The sequence below is a fragment of the Vibrio sp. R10-SG-ISO4 genome (assembly GCF_059834135.1).
The window spans coordinates 100,318-122,088 of record NZ_JCBDHJ010000002.1 but is presented as its reverse complement, the minus strand read 5'-3'; the positions used below and the strand labels follow the sequence as shown (position 1 = coordinate 122,088).

The following is a 21,771-nucleotide window of genomic DNA, read 5'->3' as shown; positions in this document are numbered from 1 at the left end:
AAGGTTTTTGAGTCATAACTCCCATGAGTGGCCATTGAGTTTTGATTTTGACGTACAAATATCAGACGAGAGCCTTCACTTAATAGGAGTATCCGATGAAAAAACCTTTGCTTGCCTTAACCGTTCTATCCTTAAGCTTAAGTTCCATCATCGCCCCCATGCCGGCGAGCGCAGCCCTACCACTCTCCGTCAATGGAGAGCAGCTTCCTTCTCTTGCCCCGATGCTTGAGAAAGTGACACCAGCTGTGGTGAGCATTTCTGTTGAAGGTACCCAGGTATCACGTCAACAGATCCCCGATCAGTTCCGCTTCTTTTTTGGGCCAGACTTCCCTACCGAGCAACTGCAAGAGCGTCCATTTCGTGGCTTAGGCTCAGGCGTCATTATTGACGCTAAAAAAGGGCATGTCGTGACCAACTACCACGTCATCAACGGTGCGGAAAAAATTCGCGTCAAACTGCATGATGGTCGTGAGTATGATGCAGAGCTGGTCGGGGGCGACCAGATGTCAGATGTGGCCCTGCTCAAGCTAGAAAAAGCCAAGAACCTCACTCAAGTCACCATCGCGGATTCTGATCAGCTGCGCGTCGGCGACTTTACCGTCGCGATAGGTAACCCGTTTGGCCTCGGCCAAACCGTGACCTCAGGTATCGTCTCGGCCTTGGGACGCAGTGGTCTCAATATCGAAAACTTCGAGAACTTTATTCAGACCGATGCGGCGATCAACAGTGGCAACTCTGGGGGGGCTTTGGTCAACCTCAAGGGGGAGTTGATTGGTATCAACACTGCTATTTTGGGTCCTAACGGCGGCAACGTCGGGATTGGCTTTGCGATTCCATCGAATATGATGACCAACTTGACCGATCAAATTCTTGAGTTCGGTGAAGTGAAACGCGGCATGCTGGGTGTACAAGGCGGTGAAATCACCTCAGAGCTGGCAGAAGCACTGGGCTATGAGTCAAGTAAAGGCGCCTTTGTCTCACAAGTGGTGCCAGACAGTGCCGCCGATGACGCGGGGCTGCAAGCCGGTGACGTGATCGTGTCGGTCAATGGCAAAGAGATCAACTCGTTCAGTGAACTGAGAGCGAAAGTCGCCACCTTAGGCGCGGGCAAACAGATCACCTTGGGTATCGTGCGTGACGGTAAGTCAAAATCCTTCGATGTCACCCTAGGCGAACAAACCGATGTGAAAACCACCGCCGATAAACTGCACGAAGGGCTATCGGGCGCTCAACTGACCAACACCAATGCGAGCGACGCCGTTCAAGGGGTGAAAGTGGCATCGGTTGAAAAAGGCTCGAAAGCGGAAGCGTATCAGCTTCAAGCGGACGACATCATCATCGGCGTCAATCGCAAACGAGTGAAAAACTTGGCTGAGTTCCGCAGCGCACTGGAAAAACAACCGGGCGTATTGGCACTCAATATCCAACGTGGTGAGCGTACCCTGTACCTTGTGATTCGCTAACCCGTTCGAGATTTTCTTTGGTTAAGGCAGCCTTCTCACGGCTGCCTTTTTGTTGATGCTCGCACTGCGCCGCTCACTAACTTCACGTCTGACGGGGTTAGTGCTATTCTTGGCCAACTTACCTGTTGAAAATGAATAACAAATGAGGAAAGCATGCTGCGATTTTTATTGCGCTCAGTCGGATTGGGGTTAATCACAGCATTGCTCTTGTTATTGGCGATTCCGTCGTTGCGATCCAATATTTTACCGAAACATGTGCCAACTGACCTTCCTCTCTTCTCCCGTGAACAAATTTCGTTTAACCAAGCGGTTCGAAATGCAGCGCCTGCCGTGGTCAACATTTACAGTCGAAAATACACCGAATCCGATCGCACTAAGCTCTCGACACAGGGGCTAGGTTCTGGGGTTATCGTCAGTGAAAAAGGCTATATCATCACCAACTATCATGTTGTCGCACAGGCGGATCAAATCATCGTCGCAGTACAAGATGGTCGCGTTGCCGCTGCGCAATTAGTCGGGAAAGATCGCCGTACAGACATCGCGATATTGCAGATCGAGGGCAGTAACCTGCCGGTCATTCCGCTCAATCCAGAGTACACCCCAAAAGTTGGTGATGTAGTGCTTGCCATCGGTAACCCGTATAACCTAGGGCAAACCACCACATTTGGAATTATCTCCGCAACCGGTCGCTCCTCCATCAGCGCCGATGGTCACCAAGCGTTTATTCAAACCGACGCGGCAATCAACGAGGGGAACTCGGGGGGCGCTTTGGTCAATACTCGTGGTGAATTGGTCGGCATCAATACGGCCTCTTTCCAACAAGCAACCGAGCTCGAAACCTACGGTATCTCTTTTGCGATTCCCTACTCGTTAGCAAATAAAATCATGCAAAAAATCATCGCCGATGGACGCGTAATTCGTGGCTATATCGGTATCGATGGTCAAGACATCAACTCTGTGACGTCGCGTTTACTCGGCAATGAGCATCTCGGTGGCATTGTGGTGTTGGGGGTCGACCCGAATGGACCTGCCGCGCAAGCTGGGTTTGAATCGCAAGACATCATCTTGAAAATCGACGGCAATAAGATCAATGGTCGTCAAAGTGTGTTAGACATAGTGACAGAACTTCGTCCCGGTACGGTTGTGGATGTTCTTATTCTGCGTAAAGGGGAAGAGAAGACACTGTCTGTGACCATTGCTGAAGATACTCGCCTCAATTAACGCGACTTTTAGAACACACATAAACCAAATAAAACGCCCACCTTATTGATTAAGGTGGGCGTTTTGCTTTTCTATCACGATGATCTTAGCGTTAAGACTCCGACGTCTCGCTGTCCGAACTGACGTTGCCTACATCAATCTCAATGGCTGTCACACGCTGCAAGCCACGTGGCAGCAAACCACCACGACGACCACGCTCACCGCGGTAGTTGTCGAGATCGTTAGGCTTCAAGCCCAACTTGCGCTTACCGGCGTACAGCGTCACGGTTGCCCCTTTTGGCATTGCGATAAGGTGAGAGACAATCTCTTCACGCTCTTTGGCTTTGGCGGCTGGGATATTGATGATCTTATTGCCTTTACCTTTACCAAGCTGAGGCAAGTCTTTAATTGGGAACAAGAGCATGCGACCTTGGTTGGTGATGGCCAAAATTTCATCATTGTCTAAATCGCCCACGGCATGAGGTGGCATGACTTCCGAGTTGGCAGGCAAGGTGACCAGCGCCTTACCACTGCGGTTTTTCGACAATAAATCACTGCCTTTACAAACAAATCCGTAACCGGCATCAGAGCCCACCAACCACAGCTGATCTTCTTCGCCCATCACAACCTGACGAACAGTCGAACCTGCACTGATATTCAAACGACCGGTGATCGGCTCACCTTGGCTACGCGCCGAAGGTAACGAGTGCGATTCAAGTGAGTAACTGCGACCATCGCTGCCAAGGAAAACCGCCGGCTGATTGCTCTTACCACAGGCATGAGCGAGATAGTTATCGCCAGACTTGTAGTTCAAGCTTTCCACGTTCACATCATGGCCCTTCGCGTGGCGAACCCAGCCTTTCTCTGACAATACGACCGTGATCGGTTCACTTGGTACTAAATCACGCTCTGTCAGCGCTTTGGCTTCTTCACGCTCGACCATAGGTGAACGGCGGTCGTCACCGTACTTCTCAGCATCGGCTTTGATCTCTTTCTTCAACAAGGTGTTGAGACGACGTTCAGAACCCAGCAGCTGCTCCAGTTTTTCTCGCTCTTTTTGTAGCTCATCTTGTTCACCACGGATCTTCATCTCTTCCAGTTTGGCGAGATGACGAAGTTTGGTGTCCAAAATCGCGTCAGCTTGAATGTCGGTGATGCCAAAACGTGCCATTAACACGGCTTTTGGCTCATCTTCCGTGCGGATGATTTCAATCACTTCATCCAAGTTGAGATAAGCGACTAGCAAGCCTTCCAAAATGTGCAAACGCGCCATGACTTTATCCAGGCGATATTGCAGGCGGCGACGCACTGTCGAACGACGAAACTCGATCCACTCAGAGAGGATCTGCACCAACCCTTTCACTTGAGGGCGGTTATCCAAACCGATCATGTTTAAGTTCACACGATAGTTTTTCTCGAGATCCGTTGAGGCAAACAAGTGATTCATCAACTGATCGCAGTCAACGCGATTGGAGCGTGGCACCACCACGATACGCGTTGGGTTCTCGTGATCCGACTCATCACGCAAGTCATCCACCATCGGCAGTTTTTTCGCTCGCATCTGAGCGGCGATTTGCTCAAGCAGTTTCGCGCCAGAGACTTGGTGTGGCAGCGCGGTGATCACAATATCACTGCCCTCTTTGTGCCAAACCGCGCGCATTTTCACACTGCCGCGACCGGTGCGATAAATCTTCTCTAGGTCCACTTTGGGCGAGATGATTTCGGCTTCGGTTGGGTAATCGGGGCCTTGCACAAAGCCCATCACATCATTGAGGTCCGCTTTCGGGTGGTCAATCAGGTGAATGGTTGCCTCAGCCACTTCGCGCACATTGTGCGGCGGAATATCAGTGGCCATACCTACTGCAATACCGGTGACGCCATTGAGCAAGATATGCGGTAAACGTGCCGGCAGCATTTGCGGCTCTTTCATCGTGCCATCAAAGTTAGGCTGCCACTCAACGGTGCCTTGACCTAACTCACCCAGCAATACTTCCGCAAACTTTGATAATTTCGCTTCGGTATAACGCATCGCAGCGAAGGATTTCGGATCGTCCGGCGCACCCCAGTTCCCTTGACCGTCCACCAATGGATATCGGTAAGAGAAGGGCTGAGCCATCAACACCATCGCTTCGTAACAGGCTGAGTCGCCGTGCGGGTGATACTTACCCAGCACGTCACCGACCGTACGAGCGGATTTTTTGTATTTCGCCGACGCCGAGAGACCGAGCTCCGACATGGCGTAGATAATGCGTCGTTGAACCGGTTTTAATCCGTCACCGATATAAGGTAACGCACGGTCCATAATGACGTACATTGAGTAGTTTAAATAGGCGTCTTCCGTGAACTTGCGCATTGGCAACTGTTCGACACCATCATAGGTAATTTCTGTCGACATTCACTATACCTCTGCCAAATCGCCGTTGCTCTGTAACCATGAGCGGCGGTCATCCGCACGCTTTTTACCCAACAACATATCCATCATCTCTAATGTCGCTTCATTGTCATCAATGGTTAGCTGCACCAGACGGCGGGTGTTCGGGTCCATAGTGGTCTCACGCAATTGCAGTGGGTTCATCTCACCCAGACCTTTGAATCGCTGTACGTTGATCTTGGCTTTTTTCTTCGACAAACGCTCCAAGATGCCTTCTTTTTCATCGTCATCCAGTGCGTAAAACACTTCTTTTCCGCAATCGATACGATACAAAGGAGGCATAGCAACATAGATGTGTCCCGCTTCCACCAGCGCACGGAAGTGGCGAGTAAACAACGCACACAGCAGCGTGGCGATATGCAGACCATCGGAATCCGCATCGGCAAGAATACAGATCTTGCCATAACGCAGTCCTTCAAGGTTGTCGTTGTCTGGGTCAATGCCGAGTGCCACGGAAATATCGTGCACCTCTTGCGAAGCGAGCACTTGGTCAGCCGAGACTTCCCACGTATTGAGAATTTTACCCCGCAGTGGCATCACCGCTTGGAACTCTCTATCACGCGCCTGTTTGGCAGAGCCGCCCGCCGAGTCACCCTCGACAAAGAAAATTTCGGTTCGGTTGAGATCTTGCACCGAGCAATCGGTCAGTTTGCCTGGTAAGGCTGGGCCAGAGGCCACTTTTTTACGCACGACCTTCTTGCTCGCTCGCATGCGGCGATGAGCATTGGCAATACAAACTTCAGCCAGTTGCTCCGCCAATTGCGGCTTTTCATTCAGCCACAAACTGAAGGCATCTTTGACCACCCCAGACACAAACGCTGCGGTTTGGCGCGAAGAGAGACGCTCTTTAGTTTGGCCTGCAAATTGCGGATCTTGCATCTTGACCGAGAGCACGTAAGAACAGCGATCAAAAATATCATCGCCCGTCAGTTTGACGCCGCGTGGCAGCAAGTTGCGGAACTCACAGAATTCACGCATCGCATCCAACAAGCCTTGACGCAAACCATTGACGTGCGTACCGCCTTGTTTGGTCGGCACCAAGTTAACGTAACTTTCCGTGATCATCTCGCCGCCTTCTGGCTGCCAAATCACGGCCCAATTGGCCATTTCCGTCTCAGCGACGAATTCACCAATGTACGGCTCCTCAGGCAAGACCGGATAGCCTTTTACCCCTTCTGCGAGGTAATCTTTGAGGCCATCTTCGTAGAACCATTTATGTTCTTCGTTGTTAACTTGATCGACGAAAGTGATCTCAAGTCCTGGGCAAAGCACCGCTTTTGCGCGCAGGTTGTTGACCAACCTAAGGGCAGAGAACTTAGCACTATCGAAGTATTTGGCATCTGGCCAGAAGTGAACGGCGGTACCCGTATTACGGTTACCACAGGTGCCCGTCACCGTGAGTTCGGTGACGGCGGCGCCATGTTCAAAAGCAATTTCGTGCACTTGCCCTTGACGCCTAACGGTCACTTCCACGCGTTTTGACAACGCGTTTACCACAGAGATCCCCACTCCGTGGAGACCGCCAGAAAATTTGTAATTGTCGTTGGAGAACTTACCACCCGCATGGAGCTTGGTCATGATGAGTTCTACGCCAGAAATTCCTTTCTCTGGGTGAATATCCACCGGCATGCCGCGGCCATCATCAATCACCTCTAATGATTGATCGGCGTGCAGAATGACTTTGATCTTCTTAGCATGTCCAGCGAGAGCCTCATCCACTGAGTTATCAATCACTTCTTGCGCTAAGTGGTTGGGTCGCTCTGTTTCGGTATACATGCCAGGACGATGTCGTACTGGGTCGAGACCTTCAAGAACCGAGAGGTCTTTCGCATTATATTGTTCAGTCATAATACGGAGTTCGTTATAAAGAATGAAAACATGACTGTGCGCTGATGAAATCAGGCTTCGAATTGAAAAAGTGGCTCGTGTGACAAATCAACACTTTTGCCAAAACCGCACAAGTATAGGTGGAACATAGTCTGGAAGAGTATCAACTATGTCAAGTGAGACAGCGAAGTAACAAGCAAATTTATGACTCTTCCCTCAATGAGGGCTAGAGCGCTAGGAACTCCACAATCGCCGCAGGGTAGTATTCAAAGCCGACAAAACTGTGATCGCCGCCTTCGATAACGGTCTGTTTCGCGCCAGCGAATTTGCTCACGGCTTGACGGTAGTCCAACACTTCATCGCCGGTTTGTTGCAGCAGCCAAAAATCACTCGGATTTGCAATCACCTCAGTGTCGAGCGCTTTAAGCTCCTCGATATGGCACGCTTGTAAACAATACTCTTCTTGAGTGTAGGGGTTTTTCTGAGGGCCTAAGAAATCCGCCAATAGTTCATAGGGCTTGATAGCAGGGTTAATCACCACCGCTTTAAAGCCAAACTTTTGATTGAGCCACATCGACAAATAGCCACCGAGCGAGCTGCCCACCAGGGCTATCTGATAGTCATGTCGATGCTGTTCGACAATCGCCAGCAAATGCGCGGCCGCTTGCTCAGGAAAGCTGGGCAGACGGGGGATCTCTACTCGAATATCAGGGCGGTGAAACTGGCAATAGTCTCGCATCACATTGGCTTTTAGCGACTGAGGTGAGCTGTTAAAGCCGTGAATGTACAAGAGCATTGAAGGTTTCATGATCAGTATCCTGCTGAGCTAAAGTCCGGTTGAAATTGCCCTTCTGGCAATCGCTGAACACGAGTCTCAAACGAGCCATCGGCATTAAGAATCAGTTCTCGCCAGCCTGGTGAGCGCACATCAAGCGCAAAGTCGTTCGAGTTGGGTTTAAATTGCACGCAAGTAGACGGCGTCGCCATCACTTGTACGCCCTGATGATTCACGTTCATATCTTGATGAACATGACCACACAGCACCGCTTTGGTGTTGTTGTGTTTACTCACCACCTGCCAAAAGTTGTCTGCGTCTTTTAAGCAGTGCTGATCAAGCCATGCACTACCAACCAAAATTGGATGGTGATGCAATAGCACCAAAGCGTGTTTGTCTGGGTATTGAGCCAGCTTGCTATCGAGCAGGTCTAACTGACTGTCGCTTAAACGACCATGAGGAACGCCAACCACTTGCGAGTCAAGTAAGATCAGTTGCCAGTGTTCACCGAGCAGGACATGCTCGGCAGGCTGAATTTGTGAGGTTGGCAATACCGAAGTCATACTGGGCTTAAAATCGTGATTGCCCGGTAGCCAAAAGCACGTTTTCTCAAGCGGAGCAATACCATTGACGAAGCGTTGATACGACTTTTCGGTGTGATCCTGAGAAATATCGCCGGTCGCCAGAATGGCATCAAACTCGACGTGACGTTCGACAATGGCGTTGACCACTGCGTGGAAGCTGTCGCGCGTATTTACGCTCAGTAAGCTGCCATCTTCGGGTTCAAAAAGATGCGTATCGGTAATCTGAACTAATTTGATACTGCCATTCTGCGTTGTATTAGACACTACTTTCAAAATATAAACCTAGATATTTAACGGAGCTTTACTAATGCCCTGCTTCAAACAAAACGACAGCCAATCGCCTAAAAAGCGGTTGAGTTGCACTTTTTCATCTTGTTGAACCATCTTATCGTTCGGATAGTCGTAACGAGGGTTCACCCGTTTTAGATGCTCGCAACCACACACTTCCGCCACGCGAGCATCGTGGTAGAGCCTGACAGACATTTTTGGCAATGGAAATACTGGAACGTCATCACTTTGACAAATATCGACCAAAGTTGTGTACTTTGTGACTTCGCACACTTGAATTTGATACGTCATGCTCGCCGCTTCATAGCAGCGAACGTCGTCGATGCTCGGCTGCGCAGGCAGCAAGGCATTCAACTTGGCGTAATTGGTCTCATAAGTCCGCATCAGATCCGCTAAATCAACATGATACGGTTTCTTCATTGCTACTTGTGTCATCATTCTCTCAAGTGAGTTATGCCTTAGTGGCCCAGTTGGCTCGGACTCGTTGCTGGTTCAATTGCAACCATTGCAGCGCGATGATCGAGGCACCATTTTCAATCGAACCATCCAACACCGCTTGGTACGCGTGTTCACGACTCATCACGTGCACTCTAATGTCCTCTCCTTCATAGTCTAAACCATGAACGCCATGCGCTTTAGAGGCATCCACCTCTCCAACAAAAACATCCAGCTTTTCAGAGCAGCCACCAGACGATGGGTAATAAGAGGTCACTTTCTCAAGGCGCCCGACTTCAATCCCCGCCTCTTCCACCGCTTCTCGGCGCACCACCGACTCGGCGTGCTCGCCAGGCTCAATCATGCCGGCGACAATTTCTAACTGCCAAGGGCAATCATGCTCTAGAGCGCCAACACGAATCTGCTCGATGATCACCACTTGATCCCGCTCTGGATCGTAAGGGAGCATCGCCGCGGCATGGCCGCGTTCAAACATCTCACGCTCAATGGGTTCACTCCAGCCACCCTCAAATAGCTTATGTCTAAAACAATATTTGACCATTTTAAAGAAACCGTCGAATAGCGTCTTCTTCGAGATGATTTCAATATCACGTCGGGTAAAATGCGTTTTCTGCGGGCTCGGTTGTTGCATTTGGCACCTCTCTGAGTGAATCTTATAGTTTACTCAGTCAATTGCTGAACTTCCAAGGGCCTAGTTCAACTTTTTGTGCAAAATTTATAGATTTATTTAAATTGATTAATTTTTTATATTGCACAGCTGGACAGTTACATGTAAAACTCTGAAAAGATTCGAGCAAAATGACAACAAATTGGGTTAAACTCCATGAGTCAACTTTTTCATATATAGGCAGGAATAGGACCAATGAAGAAACTGCTTCCCCTTTTTATTAGCGCAGCGTTAGGCGGCTTAAGCACTCAAGTATCAGCTGACACGCTGGCAGAAATCTACGATCAGGCAAAAGAGAATGATCCCACCCTTTTGAGTGCAGCGGCTCAGCGTGATGCAGCGTTTGAAGCGGTGACTTCCAGTCGCGCCACGCTACTGCCACAAATTAACTTAACGGCAGGTTACAACCTGACCCGTGGTGAAAAAGAAACAGATGCTGGATCGTCATACGATACGGATGTGAACTCGTTGACAGCGGGTATTGCTTTTTCGCAGCAACTTTATAACCGTACCAGTTGGATTACATTGGACACCGCGGAGAAAAGCGCCCGTCAACAAGACGCCTCTTATGCGGCGATCCAACAAGCTTTGATCCTACGTGTTGCCACTGCCTATTTTGATGTGTTGCGCGCACAAGACAACCTCGAATTTGTCCAAGCGGAAAAAGCCGCGGTCGGTCGTCAGCTTGAGCAGACTAAGCAGCGTTTTGAAGTGGGCCTGTCAGCGATTACCGATGTGCATGATGCCCAAGCACAATACGACTCAGTGCTTGCCGATGAAGTGCTGGCGCAAAACACATTGACCAACAGCTATGAAGGGCTACGTGAGATCACGGGTCAATCGCACTCTGAACTGTACGTGCTCGATACTGACCGTTTCTCGGCAACGAAAACTCAAGCGGCCATTGATGCCCTAGTGGAAGAAGCGCAGCAGAAGAACCTCAGCTTGCTCTCAGCGCGTATCGCGCAAGATGTGGCAAAAGACAACATCTCTTTGCAAAGCTCTGGTCACCTACCGTCATTAACCCTCGACGGTGGTTACAGCTACACGGACTTAGACAAGTATTACAGCGACTCTACAAACGGTACCACTAACGACTTTAATATCGGTCTTAACCTTAGCGTGCCACTGTACACCGGTGGTGCGACGACCTCGCTCACCAAGCAAGCGGAATTCAACTACGTTGCTGCCAGCCAACAACTTGAAGCGACCTACCGCAGCGTGGTGAAAGATGTCCGTGCGTTCAACAACAACATCAGCGCATCGATTGGTGCCCTGCGTGCTTACGAACAAACCGTCGTCTCTGCAAAATCCGCGCTGGAAGCGACAGAAGCGGGCTTTGATGTCGGTACACGTACCATCGTTGACGTACTTGATTCAACACGTCGTCTGTACGATGCCAACAAAAACCTCTCCAATGCACGTTACGATTACATCCTAAGCGTGCTTCAATTGCGTCAAGCTGTTGGTACCTTGAGTGAGCAAGACATTCTTGATATCAACGCGGGTTTGAAAGCGTCAAGCTAAGGCCTCACGTGACTGACAATAAAAAATGGTTGGCTTGTGGGCCAACCATTTTTTTATCTCGATTCTTCTAACCTAATAGCGTTTAGTAGACCTTATCAACCGTCACTTGGTTTTGCACCAGCCACTTCACCATGCCTTGGTAAGTAAGAGCGACGGCTACATCAATCGGCTCTTCGCTGCCCACATCGAACGGCTGACTAAAGGACACTTCCCAGTGATGCTCATCTTGAGTACGCAAATCAAATTGGTCTGGCGTCAACTGCCAAAGCTGATCGCCCTGCTTGAGCGTGACGGTTTCCACATCAAGCTCCGCAGGTAACACGGCATTGCTTTTGATGTACAAGGCCCCGTGCAGTGTATCTTTGATGTCATCACCCACTGTGGGCATTTTATCTAACCAGAGGTTGCTTTCGAGCACCACGGTTGCCTCAGCGACATCGAGTTGATCGCTGCTGTTCCACACCACATCTTGTGCCGCACATCCGAGCAGCAAAGCACTGCCCAATACAAGAGAGACTAACTTTTTCATCACGTTACCTTTGTGCTAACCAGTCTTTGAGAACTTGAATATCATACTGGTATTCGTTTTTCATTTCCTCAACCCAATCATCTATGTTTTCCCACCAAGCGGGTAATTGGGGTGATTGCGCCTTTTGCGCCACACTTTGAATGCGTTTTAACCCTATCGAGCCGGCTGCCCCTTTGATCTTATGCGCTTCAGAGACGATACCCTCTTGATGTTTGGCAGTCATGTTGGAATCGAGCACTTGCAAATACTCTGGCATCATCTCTTCAAACATGGTGATACTGTCAAGGACGGGCTGTGGCCCGACGATGCCGACATAAGACTCCAACATGTCGATATCAAGCAGCTGCTGATAGGCTTCAAGATGTTCGTGGCTGTCAGGCGCGGTTTCGCTCTCTGTTGGCTCACTGCCCGATTGCACCTCGGAGAACTTAGCGATCACATCTAACACCGCTTTCACCGACAGCGGTTTACTGATCGCATCGTCCATCCCTTGGTTGAGATACTCGCTTTTATCCTTTATCACGTTAGCTGTGAGCGCGACCAAAGGCGGCAGGTGAGAGTATGTGCGACGGAAATAACTCGCCACATCAAAACCGGTCATATCGGGCAATTGGATATCGAGGAACACCAGATCATAGATCTCTGGATCAAACATCTCCATCGCTTCAGCGCCATCCATCGCAATCGTCACTTCATGGCCGAGGCTTTCAAGCAGTGAACGCGCTACGGTGACATTCAGCTCGATATCTTCCACCATAAAGATATTGAGCTCTTGTGACGCGGCTTGCGTCACCGACTCAGGTTCATTCAAAGAGACAAGCGGCGCTTTGAGCGTCACAGTAAAGGTACTGCCAAAGCCCTCTTCACTGCTGACGGTAATGTCACCTTCCATCATGTTGATCAGCTGTTTAGAGACCGCAAGACCAATCCCCGTCCCGACCGCGTGCAGGTTGTCCGTTTCCGATTTGACTTGGTAATACATGGCAAAGATCTTATCGAGCTCCGCCTCGGGAATACCGATACCACTGTCTTCCACCTCAAAGCTGATGTAGGCATGGGCGTCGTCTGTTTCTGCACTGACGCTCATCACCACCCCACCTTCTTTAGTAAACTTCATCGCGTTGCTGATCAAATTCCACAGCACCTGACGCAGACGAGTCGCGTCCACTTCGATACCGTGAGGCAGCTCGCTAAGCCGCTCAAGATCAAAACGTAGGCCTTTTTGCGAGGCCATCAGCGCAGAGATACTCTCCATCTCAGCCACGAACTCTTCAAAGTTCATCGGCTCTGGGTAGAGCTCCAATTTGCGACGATCAAACTTATCCATATCGATGATGTCGTTGAATATATTCCCGAGCGTAATCGCGCTGACGTTAATGGTTTGCATGTGCTTGCGCTGCTCTTCATTCAGCTGCGTATCAAGCAACATGCGGCTCAATCCCACAATGCCATTCAGCGGAGTGCGCAGTTCATGGCTGATGGTGGAGATAAACGTGGTTTTATCGCGACTGGCTTTCTCCAGCGACTCTTCATGACGTTTACGCTCGGTGATATCGCGGCCAAAACCCACCAACCCTAAATGACGACCGTCCTTGCTGTAAAACGGTACTTTGCGCAGCTCAAAGTAGTTTTTGCGTCCATCTGGGTATTCCAGCCACTGTTCGTAGGTCAAGGCGCGATTGTCAGCAAACACCTTTTGGTCGGTATCGACAATCGGTTCCGCGATTTCTCGACTGTAGACATCCCAAGGGGTTAAACCGACTAACTGGCTCTCTTTCTTACCAGTCAACTCTTCCATCGCTCGGTTACATCCAGAAAAGACCCCATCGGCGTTACGATAATAGATAAGATCGGGCGAGGCATCGATGAAGGATCGCAGCAGCGCGGTGCGCTCCGCCAACTCGACTTGAGTGCGCTCACGTTGATAGACCTCATTTTCAAGATCTTTCATCGCTTCTTCGCGCGCCGATTCGGCTTTGATCCGCTCTTCAATTTCTTGATTGAGTTTTTCGATGTTTTGTTGAAGTTTGTAGTTCAGCTCTTGGTCTCTTGAACGCATGTCTTTGAGTTTAGAGACGAGCTTGGATAAACGTTGACGAGACTCTTCAAGCTGATCCACCACCACAGAAAGAAAATAGACCGCCCAAGGCGTGATGAGTAGACCAAAGAAGACTGAGCGAACAATGTCAATATCATCCACGTGGCCACTCAACACCAGCGTGATCCCCACCTGGACCACCACGGCCAGTGCCACCAACGCCAAAGCAAGCAAAATTGAGAAACGTAAAATGCCAAGTTTGACCAAGAGGTCGACATAATACTGAGCGAGGTTTTTTATCGGTTTCATTAAACGCTCCGAGCCTAGAATCACCACTGCCTCATGATGGACAGTGGTTTCATACTACCTTTTTTGCCCTTGGGCTGCTAAGGCTTCTCTGACTCCTGAACGTTTAAATGTGGGATGTGTGAAGCGACAAGGCTTAGGGCGTGGCAAGTGGCGGCGCTATGTAAACGAATGGACGCTCAATCAACGAGCCTTGCGCACCCAACGCATTGAGCGAGCGCCCAATTTCCGTCATCGCCAGCCAGCGGTTTTCACACCAAAGCGGTGCCAACAAGGTAGGTCTGCGTGCCGCCGAAGAGACGCGATGATAGACCACTTCCGGTGGCGTCATGCGGATCATTTCACTGGCAATAGCAACATATTCATCAAGCTCAGGCGCCTGCAGTTTACCAGCTCGCCACGCTTTAGCCATGGTACTGCCTTCTACAATGTGCAAGCCGTGCAGTTTGATGCCATCGGTACCCACCGCCAACACTTGGCGCAAAGTCTCCAGGTTGTCATCACGTGTTTCGCGCGGCAAGCCGACAATCAGATGAGTACACACTTTGATCCCGAGCGCTCTAGCGCGCTCGGTGATGCGTGCATAACACTCAAAGTCGTGGCCACGGTTGATGCGTTTAAGGGTGTCGTTGTTGGCGGTTTGTAAACCAAGCTCTAGCCAGATTTCATAACCTTGCTCCACGTAGTCAGAAAGCAGTTCAAGCACCGCATCAGGTACACAATCTGGTCGCGTCCCTACGCACAATCCAACGATGTCCGCCGCTTTGAGCGCCTCTTCATACATCGACTTGAGCACTTGCACCTCAGCGTAGGTACTGGTGTAAGCCTGAAAATAAGCCAGATACTTGTTCGCGCGGCGAATCTCCCCCGCTCGGTCAGTGAGCTGGGCTTGAATGCTTTTCACTTGAGCTTGCTCATCAGCAAAGGAAGCGACATTGCAAAAGGTACAGCCACCACGGCCAATCGTTCCGTCGCGATTCGGGCAACTGAACCCACCGTGCAAGGTCAGCTTGTGCACTTTCTCTTTATAGCGACGCTGGAGATCTTGACCAATGGTATTGACTAATTCGTGTAGCTGCATCTTCCACCCAAACGTAAATAAATCTCATTAAGATTTATGTAAAAAAATTACAATCATGAAAATAATTCGGGGAGGAATCTACCGACTTCAAACAGGCGCAACTTTAATCAGAGTCAATAAACATTCATTAAATACAGGCATTTCGCTAAATGTTACGCAAAAGTTAAACGCAATGGTGCATGTTCATGCGAAAAAAGTGGGCGACAAGGGCGAGTTTTCATTGCATTTGCTGCTGACAAAATTGTAGGATACTTACAGTTTTTGTGATTTTTATTACAGACAAAATTGCAAAATCATCGGCGGTATCCACCTCCCACCTATATAAATCACTACATAGTGACAATAAAAACATGGATATCACCAAGGATTGTTTTTCTCGCAATATTTTTCCTGCGAGATACGGAACGGAATCTAAGTCTCCCACCTCGGTTGACTTCGAATCATACAAATCAAGGACAAGACGCCCCTGCGGATTAGGGTAATTGCGTCTAATTGAACTGGAAGGATGTATCTATGGTAGATAGAGAGCAAAGTTCTCAGGGTCTATATACTCCAGAACTGGAGCATGACGCCTGTGGTATCGGTTTTGTTGCTCACCTGAAAAACCGTAAATCACACGAAGTTGTGACTCAAGCACTCGATATGCTCGCTCGCATGGAACACCGCGGTGGTCAAGGTTGTGACCCTTGTAGTGGTGATGGTGCGGGTATCTTGTTGCAAAAACCCCATGAATTTCTTTTAGAAGAAGCAGTAAAGCTCGGTATCAAACTGCCTTCTTTTGAAAAATACGGCGTTGGCGTAGTTCTCTTCCCGAAAGATGAATACAAACGCGAGCAATGTCGTGACATCTTAGAGCGAAACGCCAAGCGTCTCGACCTAGAAATCATCGGCTACCGCGTACTGCCAACCGACAACTCTATGATCGGCGCCGATCCTCTCAGCACTGAGCCTCAGTTCGAGCACGTGTTTGTCACCGGCGGCCCAGGTATGACGCCAGAAGAGCTTGAGCGCAAGCTGTACGTGCTGCGTAACTACACGGTACGCGTCTGCCTTGAGAGCGTGTCGAACATTGGTGATGATTTCTACATCAACTCCATGTCTTACAAAACCTTGGTGTATAAGGGTCAATTGACCACAGAGCAAGTGCCTCAATACTTCCTCGACCTGCAAAACCCAACCATGGTGACGGCGCTCGCGTTGGTACACTCTCGCTTCTCTACCAACACCTTCCCGAAATGGCGTCTGGCTCAACCTTTCCGTTATATCGCCCACAACGGTGAGATCAACACCGTTCGCGGTAATTTAAACTGGATGAAAGCCCGCGAGGCGATCATTGAATCGGATCTGTTTACACAAGCAGAAATCGACATGCTATTGCCTATCTGTCAAGAAGGCAGCTCGGACTCTTCAAACTTCGATATGGCACTTGAGCTACTGGTCCTCTCTGGTCGTAGCCTGCCACACGCATTGATGATGATGATCCCAGAGGCATGGCAAGAAAACAAAACCATGGATCCGACACGTCGCGCGTTCTACCAGTATCACGCAAACATCATGGAACCTTGGGACGGCCCAGCGTCAGTCTGCTTTACCGATGGTGTCCAAGTAGGTGCAACGCTCGATCGTAACGGCCTGCGCCCGTCTCGCTACACCGTGACTAAAGACAACTTCCTTGTGATGGCTTCTGAGTCTGGTGTTGTGGATATTGCCCCAGAGAACGTCGAGTTCCGCGGCCGCTTGCAGCCAGGTCGTATCTTCGTTGCGGACTTAGAGCAAGGTCGCATTATCTCTGACGAAGAAGTCAAAGATACCATCGCAGGAGCTCAGCCTTACGAACAATGGGTGAAAGATAACCTACTTAGCCTAAAGAAACTGCCTGATGCGAGCAACCAGTTCAGCCAGCCTTCTCCAGAGCGCCTTCTCCATCGTCAACAAGCGTTTGGTGTCAGCACTGAAGAAGTGAATGAAATCATTGTTCCAATGGCGAAAGAAGGCAAAGAGCCACTGTCTGCCATGGGCGCAGACTGGCCATTGGCTGTCTTGTCTCACCAGTCTCAGCATCTATCCAACTACTTTAAGCAGTTGTTTGCTCAGGTTACCAACCCACCGATCGACCCGATCCGTGAGCGTATGGTGATGTCACTCAATACCTACCTAGGTAAAGATCATAACCTGCTGACTGAAACTCCGCTTCACTGTCAAAAAGTGGAACTGGAATCGCCAGTGCTCGCGAACTCTGAGCTAGAGAAATTGCGTGCGATCGACAACGAACACCTACAGGCGAAAACGCTCGATATCGTGTTCCAAGCCAATGAAGATCAAGGCAAACTAGAGCGTGCATTGAAGCGTATCTGTCAATACGCCGAAGATGCGGTGGTCGATGGCTACTCGATCATCCTACTCACAGACCGCGCAGTGAACTCAAACCACGCGGCTATTCCAGCCATGTTGGCCGTCGGCGCCGTTCACCATCACCTGATCCGCAAAGGTCTACGCGCGAAGTGTGACATTGTGGTTGAAACCGGTGATGCGCGTGAAACGCACCATTTCGCGACGCTACTTGGCTACGGCGCCAATGCCGTCAACCCGTACTTGGTGATTGAGACCATTGTTGAGCTGCAACGCACCAAGAAGCTCGATCCAGAAGCCAGCCCACGCGATCTGTTTGATAACTATCGCAAGGCGATCAACGGCGGCCTGCTGAAGATCTTCTCTAAAATGGGCATTTCAACCTTGCAGTCTTACCATGGCGCACAGATCTTTGAAGCGCTTGGTATCCACAAATCCGTGGTCGACAAATACTTCACGGGTACCGTCTCTCGTATTCAAGGTTTGACGCTCGATGACATCGCAAAAGAAGTCCTCATTCGTCACCGTGTCGGTTACCCCCAACGCGAAATCCCAGTGCAAATGTTGGATGTCGGCGGCGTCTACCAGTGGAAACAGCGCGGTGAAAAGCACCTCTTCAATCCTGAGACGATTTCGCTGTTGCAACAATCAACACGCAACAAAGATTACGATCAATTCAAGCAATACGCGGCCGCGGTGGATAAGCAAGGCGACAACGCGGTGACACTGCGTAGCCAGTTGGAGTTTGTTAAGCACCCAGCAGGCTCAATTCCCATCGACGAAGTAGAACCGATTGAAAGCATCGTGAAACGCTTCGCCACGGGCGCGATGTCGTTTGGTTCGATCTCTTACGAGGCGCATTCAACGCTGGCCGTTGCGATGAACCGATTGGGCGCAAAGTCTAACTCGGGCGAAGGTGGTGAAGACCCAATGCGCTTTGAGCGCAAAGAAAACGGTGACTGGGAACGCTCAGCTATCAAGCAGGTCGCATCCGGTCGCTTTGGGGTAACTTCATACTACCTCACCAACGCAGATGAACTGCAAATCAAGATGGCGCAAGGCGCGAAACCGGGTGAAGGCGGTCAGCTTCCGGGTGACAAAGTCGATGATTGGATCGGCGCCACTCGTCACTCAACACCGGGCGTCGGTCTGATTTCTCCACCGCCACACCACGATATTTACTCTATCGAGGATTTGGCTCAGCTGATCTACGACTTGAAGAACGCGAACCGCGCTGGCCGTGTGAACGTCAAATTGGTCTCCGAAGCGGGTGTCGGCACGATTGCCTCAGGCGTTGCGAAAGCCAAAGCAGACGTTGTGCTTATCGCAGGTTTCGACGGCGGTACCGGTGCCTCTCCGATGTCATCGATTCGCCATACGGGCCTACCTTGGGAATTAGGTTTGGCGGAAACGCACCAAACGCTACTGAAAAACGGCCTACGTAACCGTATCGTTGTTCAAGCGGATGGTCAGATGAAAACGCCTCGTGACCTCGCTGTCGCCACATTACTGGGCGCTGAAGAGTGGGGTGTCGCAACCGCTGCGCTGGTAGTAGAAGGCTGTATTATGATGCGTAAGTGTCATAAGAACACCTGTCCTGTGGGCATTGCGACACAAAACAAAACGCTGCGTGAGCGTTTTGACGGCCGCGTCGAAGACGTCGTGACCTTCTTCCAATACATGGCACAAGGTTTGCGTGAAATCATGGCGGAACTTGGCTTTAGAACCATTGATGAGATGGTCGGTCAAGGTCAGAAAATGAAGATTCGCCAAGACCTATCGCACTGGAAATACAAGAACTTAGACTTGTCTCCTGTGTTGCACGTTGAGCAACCGCGCGAGCAAGACGGCGTCTACAACCAGACCGTACAGAATCACAACCTAGAGCAAGTGCTTGACCGTAAACTGATTCAAGCGGCGATCCCTGCGCTCGAAAAAGGCGAAGCGGTCAACGCTGAGTTCCCGATCGTCAACACTGACCGCTCTGCTGGCACCATGTTGTCTAACGAGATTTCCAAGGTGTACAAGGATCAAGGTCTGCCTCAACCGATGAACGTTAAGTTTACCGGTAGTGCTGGCCAATCGTTCGGTGCGTTCCTTGCGAAAGGCGTCAAATTTGAAGTCGAAGGCGATGCGAACGATTACTGGGGTAAAGGCCTATCTGGCGGTACCTTGGTGCTCTACCCAGATGCCAAATCAAGCATTGTTGCCGAAGACAACATTGTGGTGGGTAACGTCTGTTTCTACGGAGCGACCTCCGGAGAATCCTTCATTCGCGGTATGGCCGGTGAGCGCTTCTGTGTACGTAACTCGGGCGCGAAAGTGGTTGTCGAAGGCGTGGGAGACCACGGCTGTGAATACATGACAGGTGGCGCGGCGATTATCCTCGGATCGACTGGTCGCAACTTTGCCGCTGGCATGAGTGGCGGTGTCGCTTACGTTTGGGATAAGTCGGGTGACTTTGAATCCAAACTCAACCCAGAGTTGGTCGATTTGGATCCTATCGAACAAGAAGATAAAGCCTTCTTACAAGATATGTTGACGAAACACGTTCAATTCACAGGAAGTGAAGTAGCTCAGTCTTTCTTAGACAACTTTGAAGCAAGCTTAGCGGCGATGGTGAAAGTCATGCCACGTGACTACAAAGCGGTGCTTCAAAAACGTCAAGCTGAGGCAGAACAAGCAGAAACGGAGGCAGTGTAATGGGTAAGCCGACTGGATTTTTAGAGCATGGTCGTGAACTTCCACAAAAGATCGACCCCAAAGAGCGCATCAAGAACAACAAAGAGTTCGTCCTGAACGACGAATTTGGTAGCAAGATCAATACGCAAGCATCACGCTGCATGGACTGTGGTGTACCGTTTTGTCATAACGGTTGCCCCATTGGCAACATCATTCCTGAGTTCAATGATGCTGTGTACCGTGATAGCTGGGAAGAGGCGTGGAACATTCTAAGCTCCACCAATAACTTCCCAGAGTTTACTGGACGCGTCTGCCCTGCACCGTGTGAAAGCGCGTGTGTATTGGGGATCAACCAAGACCCTATCACCATCTGTAACATTGAGAAAACCATCGTAGAAACGGCGTATCGTGAAGGGTACGCTAAACCTAAAACGCCACGCTCTCGCACAGGTAAAACGGTGGCGATCATCGGCAGTGGCCCGGCGGGTCTATCAGCAGCCGAGCAGCTGAACAGCGCCGGCCATAGTGTCACCGTGTTTGAACGTGATGAAAAAGTGGGCGGATTGCTACGCTTTGGCATTCCAGACTTTAAACTGAGCATGGAAGTGATCGATCGCAAGATCAACCTGATGGCCGAAGCGGGCGTTGAGTTTAAAGTCAACCAACACGTGGGAGTTGATGTCAACGCTCAGCAGCTTCGTCAAGAGTACGATGTGGTGTTGCTCACCGGTGGTTCAACCGTACCGCGCGACCTTCCGGTTCCGGGACGCGAGCTTAACGGTGTGTACTTTGCGATGCAGTTCCTCGCACAAAATAACCGCCGAGCCAACAACATGGATCTCAAAGGTGAAGAGATTCATGCTGCCGGTAAACACGTGGTGGTGATTGGTGGCGGTGATACAGGTTCAGACTGTGTCGGTACTTCTAACCGTCACGGCGCTGCCAGCGTCACCCAGGTCGAAATCATGCCGATTCCACCAGAGAAACGCCCAGCGAACATGCCTTGGCCACAATACCCAATGATCCTACGTACCTCGACTTCACACGAAGAGGGCGTTGATCGTCACTGGAATATTCTGACCAAAGAGTTTATCGGTAATGACCAAGGTGACGTCACCGGTCTGCGTATCGCTGACATTGTTTGGCAAGACGCCAAACCGGGTGAACGCCCGAGCTTCAAAGAAGTCGAAGGCAGCGAGCGCGTGATTCCATGTGATATGGCGTTCTTGGCGATGGGTTTCTTGCATCCAGAACCGACCGGCGTTCTTGCTCAGCTTGATGTAGCGCTTGATGAGCGTGGCAACGTCGCGACACAAGACTTCGCCACCAATCAAGCGGGTGTCTTTGCCGCAGGTGATATGCGTACCGGCCAATCTTTGGTGGTACGTTGTATCAATGAAGGTCGAGAGTGTGCACGTGCTATCGACCAGTACCTGATGGGGGGAACCCACCTTGAAGCGAAAGCGGATTCACTTATGCTTTCTGCATAACCGCTTACACTGACATCCTTCCAAACCTATCCAGTTGACCAGCACATTGTGCTGGTCTTTTTTATCCCTCACACTTTC

General features: G+C 50.3%; 14 protein-coding genes. 5 read left to right on the top strand and 9 right to left on the bottom strand.

The annotated features are described in order from the left end of the window. Positions 1–95: 95 nt before the first annotated feature. Positions 96–1,463, top strand: a complete 1,368-nt coding sequence (locus AC6R03_RS01485; protein ID WP_500628724.1) for a DegQ family serine endoprotease — start codon at positions 96–98, stop codon at positions 1,461–1,463. Between the two features lie 153 nt (positions 1,464–1,616). Next, positions 1,617–2,684, top strand: a complete 1,068-nt coding sequence (gene degS, locus AC6R03_RS01480; RefSeq protein WP_487901332.1) for an outer membrane-stress sensor serine endopeptidase DegS — start codon at positions 1,617–1,619, stop codon at positions 2,682–2,684. Positions 2,685–2,775: 91 nt separating this feature from the next. Here the strand turns inward: degS and parC are convergent, their stop codons facing one another. From parC to nudF, 6 genes are all read right to left on the bottom strand, one after another. Beyond that, entirely contained in the window at positions 2,776–5,058 is a 2,283-nt protein-coding gene (gene parC, locus AC6R03_RS01475) for a DNA topoisomerase IV subunit A (protein ID WP_500631774.1), read from the bottom strand. A gap of 3 nt (positions 5,059–5,061) precedes the next feature. Beyond that, positions 5,062–6,942, bottom strand: a complete 1,881-nt coding sequence (gene parE, locus AC6R03_RS01470; RefSeq protein ID WP_487901334.1) for a DNA topoisomerase IV subunit B — start codon at positions 6,940–6,942, stop codon at positions 5,062–5,064. A 205-nt stretch (positions 6,943–7,147) separates the two neighbouring features. Continuing rightward, entirely contained in the window at positions 7,148–7,729 is a 582-nt protein-coding gene (yqiA, locus tag AC6R03_RS01465) for an esterase YqiA (RefSeq protein ID WP_500631775.1), read from the bottom strand. Between the two features lie 2 nt (positions 7,730–7,731). After that, positions 7,732–8,553: a 3',5'-cyclic-AMP phosphodiesterase gene (gene cpdA, locus AC6R03_RS01460; RefSeq protein WP_500631776.1), complete on the bottom strand. Its 822-nt coding sequence runs from the start codon at positions 8,551–8,553 to the stop codon at positions 7,732–7,734. Between the two features lie 9 nt (positions 8,554–8,562). After that, the gene (locus AC6R03_RS01455; RefSeq protein ID WP_334554536.1) at positions 8,563–9,003 is read right to left on the bottom strand and encodes a DUF1249 family protein; all 441 of its coding nucleotides are present in this window, start codon (positions 9,001–9,003) and stop codon (positions 8,563–8,565) included. 16 nt (positions 9,004–9,019) lie between these two features. Further along, positions 9,020–9,655, bottom strand: a complete 636-nt coding sequence (gene nudF / locus AC6R03_RS01450; protein WP_500631777.1) for an ADP-ribose diphosphatase — start codon at positions 9,653–9,655, stop codon at positions 9,020–9,022. Between the two features lie 231 nt (positions 9,656–9,886). On the opposite strand from nudF, the gene tolC reads away from it, so the two are divergent. Then, positions 9,887–11,218, top strand: coding sequence for an outer membrane channel protein TolC (tolC, locus tag AC6R03_RS01445; RefSeq protein ID WP_500631778.1), 1,332 nt, complete (start codon positions 9,887–9,889; stop codon positions 11,216–11,218). Positions 11,219–11,300: 82 nt separating this feature from the next. Here the strand turns inward: tolC and AC6R03_RS01440 are convergent, their stop codons facing one another. From AC6R03_RS01440 to mnmL, 3 genes are all read right to left on the bottom strand, one after another. Next, complete coding sequence (locus AC6R03_RS01440; RefSeq protein WP_500631779.1) at positions 11,301–11,747, bottom strand: hypothetical protein; 447 nt, start codon at positions 11,745–11,747, stop codon at positions 11,301–11,303. 4 nt (positions 11,748–11,751) lie between these two features. Next, positions 11,752–14,094: an aerobic respiration two-component sensor histidine kinase ArcB gene (arcB, locus tag AC6R03_RS01435; protein WP_500631780.1), complete on the bottom strand. Its 2,343-nt coding sequence runs from the start codon at positions 14,092–14,094 to the stop codon at positions 11,752–11,754. A 133-nt stretch (positions 14,095–14,227) separates the two neighbouring features. Next, positions 14,228–15,172 carry a tRNA modification radical SAM protein MnmL/YtqA gene (gene mnmL, locus AC6R03_RS01430; RefSeq protein ID WP_500631781.1) on the bottom strand — a complete coding sequence of 315 codons (945 nt, stop codon included), beginning with the start codon at positions 15,170–15,172 and terminating at the stop codon, positions 14,228–14,230. 513 nt (positions 15,173–15,685) lie between these two features. Here mnmL and gltB point away from each other — a divergent pair. Together gltB and AC6R03_RS01420 are read left to right on the top strand one after the other, a co-directional pair. Then, a complete protein-coding gene (gene gltB, locus AC6R03_RS01425; protein WP_500631782.1) occupies positions 15,686–20,224 on the top strand; it encodes a glutamate synthase large subunit in 4,539 nt (1,512 codons plus the stop codon). Then, positions 20,224–21,693, top strand: a complete 1,470-nt coding sequence (locus AC6R03_RS01420; protein ID WP_334554283.1) for a glutamate synthase subunit beta — start codon at positions 20,224–20,226, stop codon at positions 21,691–21,693. Before gltB ends, AC6R03_RS01420 begins: the two co-directional genes overlap by 1 nt. The last annotated feature ends 78 nt before the right edge of the window (positions 21,694–21,771 follow it).

Coding starts and splice junctions, on each gene's coding strand:
- parE (WP_487901334.1), bottom strand. CDS start 6,942: ATGACTGAACAATATAATGCGAAAGACCTCTCGGTTCTTGAAGGTCTC.
- mnmL (WP_500631781.1), bottom strand. CDS start 15,172: ATGCAGCTACACGAATTAGTCAATACCATTGGTCAAGATCTCCAGCGT.
- AC6R03_RS01420 (WP_334554283.1), top strand. CDS start 20,224: ATGGGTAAGCCGACTGGATTTTTAGAGCATGGTCGTGAACTTCCACAA.
- degS (WP_487901332.1), top strand. CDS start 1,617: ATGCTGCGATTTTTATTGCGCTCAGTCGGATTGGGGTTAATCACAGCA.
- AC6R03_RS01485 (WP_500628724.1), top strand. CDS start 96: ATGAAAAAACCTTTGCTTGCCTTAACCGTTCTATCCTTAAGCTTAAGT.
- arcB (WP_500631780.1), bottom strand. CDS start 14,094: ATGAAACCGATAAAAAACCTCGCTCAGTATTATGTCGACCTCTTGGTC.
- yqiA (WP_500631775.1), bottom strand. CDS start 7,729: ATGAAACCTTCAATGCTCTTGTACATTCACGGCTTTAACAGCTCACCT.
- nudF (WP_500631777.1), bottom strand. CDS start 9,655: ATGCAACAACCGAGCCCGCAGAAAACGCATTTTACCCGACGTGATATT.
- AC6R03_RS01440 (WP_500631779.1), bottom strand. CDS start 11,747: ATGAAAAAGTTAGTCTCTCTTGTATTGGGCAGTGCTTTGCTGCTCGGA.
- gltB (WP_500631782.1), top strand. CDS start 15,686: ATGGTAGATAGAGAGCAAAGTTCTCAGGGTCTATATACTCCAGAACTG.
- tolC (WP_500631778.1), top strand. CDS start 9,887: ATGAAGAAACTGCTTCCCCTTTTTATTAGCGCAGCGTTAGGCGGCTTA.
- parC (WP_500631774.1), bottom strand. CDS start 5,058: ATGTCGACAGAAATTACCTATGATGGTGTCGAACAGTTGCCAATGCGC.
- AC6R03_RS01455 (WP_334554536.1), bottom strand. CDS start 9,003: ATGACACAAGTAGCAATGAAGAAACCGTATCATGTTGATTTAGCGGAT.